Origin of the sequence: Tistrella sp. (genome assembly GCF_002684955.1) — a bacterium.
In the GTDB taxonomy this organism is placed as follows: domain Bacteria; phylum Pseudomonadota; class Alphaproteobacteria; order Tistrellales; family Tistrellaceae; genus Tistrella; species Tistrella mobilis.
Map to the genome: position 1 here is coordinate 1 of NZ_NYWI01000065.1, position 6983 is coordinate 6983.

The 6983-nt window shown below is 69.9% G+C and carries 1 protein-coding gene and 2 pseudogenes; all 3 read left to right on the top strand.

Features of this window, described 5'->3' with window-relative positions:
* Positions 1 to 360: 360 nt before the first annotated feature.
* Positions 361 to 2475: pseudogene (gene glgX, locus CMO28_RS29945) on the top strand (glycogen debranching protein GlgX); the annotation flags it as partial.
* A 126-nt stretch (positions 2476 to 2601) separates the two neighbouring features.
* A pseudogene (treZ, locus tag CMO28_RS29950) lies at positions 2602 to 4266 on the top strand (malto-oligosyltrehalose trehalohydrolase); the annotation flags it as partial.
* A complete protein-coding gene (malQ, locus tag CMO28_RS20120) occupies positions 4263 to 6215 on the top strand; it encodes a 4-alpha-glucanotransferase (protein ID WP_296716191.1) in 1953 nt (650 codons plus the stop codon). The pseudogene treZ and the gene malQ, both read left to right, overlap by 4 nt.
* The last annotated feature ends 768 nt before the right edge of the window (positions 6216 to 6983 follow it).

The window sequence follows — 6983 nt, forward strand, 5'->3', positions numbered from 1 at the left end:
CCCGTCATCCCGGCCGGCGCCCGGTTTGTCGGCGGTCTTCGCAGGGCGACAAACCTGGATCCCCGCCTTCGCGGGGATGACGGTGGTGGGGGTGTGGCGCAGGCGGGTGGGGGTGGTGTCGGACATGGGCGCCGGAATGATCGATGACCGTTCGCGACCACGGCTTTGTCGGCCCTTCGACGCTCCCGTCCTCCCGGCCGGTGGCCGCTTTGTCGGCGGTCTTCGCACGGCGACAAACCTGGATGCCCGCCTTCGCGGGGATGACGGTGGAGGGAGTGTCGCGCCGGGCAGGTGGGGATGGTGTCGGACATCACGCTGAGCCAAGACCTCGTATCCAGACAAGGAAGGTAGTTCCACCCCATGCCCATCCCGGCCGATCGCCTGTTTCCCGGACGTCCCTGGCCGCTCGGTGCGCGCTGGGATGGGCTGGGGGTCAATTTTGCCGTGTTCTCGGCCAATGCCAGCCGGGTGGATCTCTGCCTGTTCGACGGGCAGGGTCGGCGGCAGATCGCCTGTATGCCGCTGCCGGAGTGTACCGACGAGGTCTGGCACGGCTATCTGCCCGATGCCGGGCCGGGGCTGGTCTATGGCTATCGCGCCCATGGCCCCTATGAACCGCAGCGCGGCCATCGCTTCAATCCGAACAAGCTGCTGCTCGACCCCTATGCCCGGCGGATCGCCGGGCGGCTGCGCTGGTCGGATCATCTGTTCGGCTACAGCACAAGATCGGCCCGGCGCGATCTGTCGTTCGACCGGCGCGACAGCGCGCCGGCCATGCCCAAGGCGGTGGTGACGGTGGATGCCTTCGACTGGGGCGACGATCGCCGCCCGGAGGTGCCCTGGACGGAGACCCTGATCTACGAGACCCATCTGCGCGGCATCAGCATGCGGCGCGACGATATCCGCCCGCATGAGCGGGGCAGCTTCGCCGCCCTGGCCGATCCGCGCTTCGTGGACCATCTGCTACGGCTGGGCGTGACCGCCGTGGAGCTGCTGCCGGTGCATGCCTTCGTGCAGGACCGCCATCTGGTCGACAAGGGCCTGAGGAACTATTGGGGCTATAACAGCATCGGCTTTTTCGCCCCCGAACCCGGCTATCTGTCGACCGGTGAGCTGGACGAGGTGAAGGTGGCGGTGCGCCGGCTGCACGCCGCCGGGATCGAGGTGATCCTGGACGTGGTCCATAACCACACCGCCGAGGGCAGCGAGCTTGGGCCGACGCTGTCCTTCCGCGGGCTGGACAATGCCAGCTATTACCGGCTGGTGCCGGGCGACGAGCGCTATTGCATCAACGATACCGGCTGCGGCAACACGCTGAACCTGTCGCATCCGCGGGTGCTGCAGATGGTGCTGGATTCGCTGCGCCACTGGGTGGAGGTCTATCATGTCGACGGCTTCCGCTTCGATCTGGGGGTGACGCTCGGCCGCGAAGGCACCGGTTTCGACCCCGGGTCGGGGTTCTTCGACGCCATCCTACAGGACCCGGTGCTGTCACGCGTCAAGCTGATCTCGGAACCCTGGGATACCGGGCCCGGCGGCTATCAGCTGGGCAATCACCCGCCCGGGTTTTCGGAATGGAACGACCGCTATCGCGACACGGTGCGCCGCACCTGGCGCGGCGACGACGGCAGCCTGCCCGGCTTCGCCGCGGTTCTGGCCGGATTGGGCGACATCTTCGACCACCGCCATCGCGGCGCCCAGGCATCCGTCAACTTCATCACCGCCCATGACGGCTTCACCCTGCGCGACCTGGTGTCCTATGCCGAAAAGCACAACGAGGCCAATGGCGAGGACAACCGCGACGGGCATGGCGACAACCTGTCGGCGAATTGGGGCGTCGAGGGCGAGACCGACGACCCGGCGATCCTGGACACCCGCGCCCGGCTGCAACGGGCGATGATCGCCACCCTGCTGCTGTCGCAGGGCACGCCGATGCTGCTGGGCGGTGATGAATTCGGCCGCAGCCAGCAGGGCAACAACAACGCCTATGCCCAGGACAACGAGATATCCTGGGTGGATTGGGCGGCGCTGCAACGGCCCGAGGGCGCGGCACTCAGCCGCTTCACCGCCGCTGTGGCGGCCGCAAGGCGGCGCTTCGCGGTGCTGCGCGACCGCCGCTTTCTGCATGGCGACCGGCGCTATGCCTTCGATCTGGCCGATATCGCCTGGTTCGGCGTCGATGGCGGGCCGGTGCCGGCCGAAACCTGGAACGACCCGGCCACCCGGGCGCTGGCGCTGGTCCGCACCGGCCCGTCGGATACGGGGCAACTCGACGTCGTGCTGACCCTGTTCAACACCGGCGCCGGGGATCAGGATTTCATCCTGCCGCTGCGCCCGCTTTCCCGCCACGGCCTGGCCTGGACCCGCATTCTGGACACGAGCGACGGCGAGACCGACGAGGTGCCGCTGACCGGCGGCCGGGTGACGGTGCGGGCCCGCAGCCTGCAATTGCTGGCGGCATCGCTGCCGGCCGATCCGCCGCCCGGCCGGCGCTTTCATCAGCCGCTGTCGGCCGGGGCAGAACCGGTCGGGTCGGGGCGGACCCGGTTCAGGATCTGGGCGCCGGATCATGGCCGGGTGCGGCTGCTGATCGAGGGCGGCACCCCCCTCGACATGACGGCGCTGGGCGAGGGCTGGCACGAGGCGACGGTCGAGTGCGGCCCCGGCACCCGCTATCGCTATGGCATGGGCGAGGATCTGGTGGTCCCCGACCCGGTGTCGCGCTTCCAGCCCGAGGATGTCCACGGGCCATCGGAAGTGATCGACCCCGAGGCCTTTCTCTGGCGCCATGGCGAGTGGCGCGGCCGGCCCTGGCGCGAGGCGGTGATTCTGGAAGTGCATGCCGGGCTGTGGGACGGCTTCGCCGGCGTCCCCCGCCGCCTGGCCGAGATTGCGGCCCGCGGTTTCACCGCCATCGAGCTGATGCCGGTGAATGATTTCCCCGGCGCCCGCAACTGGGGCTATGACGGCGTGCTGCCCTATGCCCCCGACCATGCCTATGGCAGCCCCGAAGAGCTGAAGACCCTGATCGACACCGCCCATGGTCTGGGGCTGATGGTGTTCCTGGACGTGGTCTACAATCATTTCGGGCCGGACGGGAACTATATCCACGGCTATGCCGGCGGCTTCTTCCGCGACGACATCGACACCCCCTGGGGCGAGGCGATCGATTTCCGCCGGCCGGAGGTGCGCCGCCATTTCACCGAAAACGCGCTCTACTGGCTGAACGAATACCGCTTCGACGGGCTGCGCTTCGATGCCGTCCATGCCATCCCCGATCCCGACTGGCTGGACGAGACCGCGGCCCGGATCCGGAGCGAGACCGAGCCCGGCCGCCATGTCCATCTGGTGCTGGAACATGACGGCAATGCCGCCCGCCATCTGGCGCCGGGGCTTTATGACGCGCAGTGGAACGACGACATGCACCATGTGATGCATGTGCTGCTGACCGGCGAGACAGACGGCTATTACGCCGATTATGCCGAGGCCCCGGCCGACCGCCTGGCCCGGGCGCTGGCCGAAGGCTTCATCTATCAGGGCGACCCGTCGGCCTATCGCGGCGGCGAGAGGCGGGGCGAGCCCAGCGGCCATCTGCCGCCCACCGCCTTCGTCAACTTCCCGCAGAACCACGACCAGATCGGCAACCGCGCCTTCGGCGAGCGGCTGACCAGCCTGGCGCCGGTGGCGGGGGTGGCGGCGGCGACCGCGCTGATCCTGCTGGCACCCACCATCCCGCTGATGTTCATGGGCGAGGATTGGGGCAGCACCCGGCCCTTCCTGTTCTTCACCGATCATCACGACGAGCTGGCACCGCTGGTGCGCGAGGGCCGGCGGCGGGAATTCGCCCGGTTCGAGCGGTTCGCCGACGATCAGGCCCGCGCCCGCATCCCCGACCCCAATGCGGCGCTGACCTTCGAGACCTCACGCACCGAAGCGGACGAGGCGACGCGTGAGCCCGGCCGCGCCCGGGCCGCCCTGGTCGCGGGGCTGATCGCGCTCCGCCAGCGCGAGATCGTGCCGCGGCTGGAGGGTGCCGTGTCCGAGGGGGCGGCCGCCATCGGCCCCAAGGCGGTGCGCGCCGCCTGGCGGCTGGGCGACGGCGCCGTGCTGACCCTGTTCTGCAATCTGGACGGCAGCCCGGTGCCGCTGGACGGAAAGCCCGAGGGCCGCTGGCTGTTCGTGCCCCCGGAGGCGATCGAGGCGCTGGAGACGGGTGCGCTTGCGCCCATGACCACCGCGGCGGTGCTGAGGGAGCCCGAGGGATGAGCGGAAATACAACCAAAAGCGGTAATGGCCTGGACGAACAGTTGCAGGCGCTGGCCGCCGCCGCCGGCATCGCCACCAGCTGGACCGACGCCGCCGGCCAGGGCCACAGCGTCGCCCCCGACACGCTGCGCGCGCTGCTGGCGGTGCTGGACCTGCCGGCCGACAGCCCGGCGCAGATCCGCGAGAGCCTGGCGCGGGCGACCGCTTTGCCGCCGCCGCGGCCGGATGCGGCGGCGGGGCCGCGCTGTTTCGGCCTGGCCGACGCCCTGGCCGACGCCCTGGCCTGGCCGGCCGGGCAACCGCCGCGGGCCTGGGGGGCGACCGCGCAGCTTTACGGGCTGCGGCGATCGGGGGATCTGGGCTGCGGCGATACGACAGCCCTTGCCGGGCTGGCCCGCAGCCTGGGGGAGGCCGGGGCCTGCTGCCTGGGGGTGAGCCCGGTCCATGCCCTGTTCGGTGCCGATCCGCATCGCTGGAGCCCTTATGCCCCCTCCAGCCGGCTGTTTTTGAACGAGCTGATCATCGACCCCGACGACATCGCGGGCGGGGCGGAAACCGCCCGGGCGCTGGAAGCGCTGGGCCTTGCCGCCCGCGCCGCGGCGGCGGCGCCGCTGGTCGACTGGCCCGAGGTGGCGGCGATCAAGCGGGCGGTGATCGACCATCTGATCGGGGCGCATGGGGCAAGGCTTGCCGCCGATCCCGGCTATCGGGCCTTCCGCGCCGCCCGCGGCCGGGCGCTGGACGACCATGCGGTGTTCGAGGTGCTGGATGCCCGCTTCCGCGCCCGGGGGTTGACCGGCGGCTGGCCATCCTGGCCACACGATTTTCGCGACCCTCGGGGATCGTCCGTGTCCAACGTGGCGATAAACGACGCCGAAGCGGTGGAGGCGGCACGGCTGCGGCAATGGCTCGCCTTCCGCGGCCTGGCCGGGGCGCAGAGCGCGGCGACCGGGGCAGGCATGGGGGTGGGGCTGATCGCCGACCTCGCCATCGGGGTGGATGGCAGCGGCGCGCAATCGTGGAGCGAGCGTAGCGGTATTCTGAACGGGGCGAGCATCGGCGCGCCGCCCGATCTGTTCAACCCGCTGGGCCAGAACTGGGGGCTGGCGGCGCCGTCGCCACGGGTGATGCTGGAAACCGGCTGCGCCGGCTTTCGCCAGATGCTGGACGCGACCCTGTCCGCGGCCGGCGGCATCCGCATCGACCATGTTCTGGGGCTGATGCGGCTCTGGCTGATCCCCGACGGCGCGTCACCGGCCGAAGGCGCCTATCTGCGCTATCCGCTGGCGGAAATGCTGGATGTGGTGGCGGATGTCTCGCAGCACCGCCGGGCGGTGGTGATCGGCGAGGATCTGGGCACCGTGCCCGACGGCGTCCGCGCAGTGCTGGCCGCCCGCAGGCTGATGGGCACGCGGGTGCTGTGGTTCGAACGCGACGCAGCGCAGGATTTCCGGGCGCCCGAGGCCTGGGAAGACGGCATTACCGCCACCACCACCACCCACGACCTGCCGACCACCGCCGGCTGGTGGCGCGGGCTGGATATCGCCTGGCGCGACCGGCTGTCGCTGTTCGGACCCGGCGAGACCGCGGCGCTGGCGCAGGAGGCCCGCCGCACCGACCGCACCCGGCTCTGGACCGCCTTCACCAGGGCCGGCACCGCCACCGGCCCCGACCCCGCCCCCGACAGGCCCGGCCCGGTGATCGACGCCGCACTCGACTTCCTGGGCCGCAGCCGCGCACCCCTGGTGCTGGCCCCGCTGGAAGACCTGGTCGGGCTGGACGACCAGCCCAACCTGCCCGGCACCGTCCACGAACACCCCAACTGGCGCCGCCGCATGCCGGCCCCCCTGCCGGGACTGGTGGCGACGCCGGCGGTGGGGCGGCGGGTGGGGCGGGTGAAGGGGGGGCGGGTGAAGGGGGGGCCGGGGGTGGCGGAGGACATGACATAAGCGCCGGCCCGACCGACATGAATACTGTTGATGTCATGAACAGACGCCGATGTCCCGTACACAACACTCTCCACCGTCATCCCCGCGAAAGGCGGGGATCCACCTTTCTTGTCGCACGAAACGCTGAACGACCTGGATCCGACGGCGCGGTGCCCGCCTGGTGATCGCCGCCCAATTCTGTGGACGCCTACCTGGATCCCGGCCTTCGCCGGGATGACGGTATAAATTTCTGACGAATATTGGCGGCGGAGAGCATGACATGAGCGCCGGCCCGCCCGACATGAATACTGTTGATGTCATGAACAGATGCCGATGTCCCGTACACAACACTCTCTACCGTCATCCCCGCGAAGGCGGGGATCCAGGTTCCTGTCTGCACGAAGAACGGTGAAGGGCCTGGATCCCGGCCGTGAGGGGGGATTCCGGTGGCTGACGGCGCGGTTGCCGGCTCTGAAGGGGTGCCGGTTTCAATCCACGCACCCGCAAGGGTGCGACCACCTACGAGCGGGCAGCCCTCGAAAAGCGGGCGTTTCAATCCACGCACCCGCAAGGGTGCGACGTCTTACTTCGCACGTCACTGGCCAGACGGCGCGGTCACGTCCCGCCGAATGGTGTAACAGCGTTTGCCTGGGGATGATGTCGCAGGGCGCAGAGCGCCCGGAGGCATCATCCCCAGGCTCCCCCGAAATCGGGGTGGTCATCGTCGATCTTCGGTAGGGTTGGGTTGCAACCCCCAACCGAACCAAGGATCAAGACGATGACCGATGA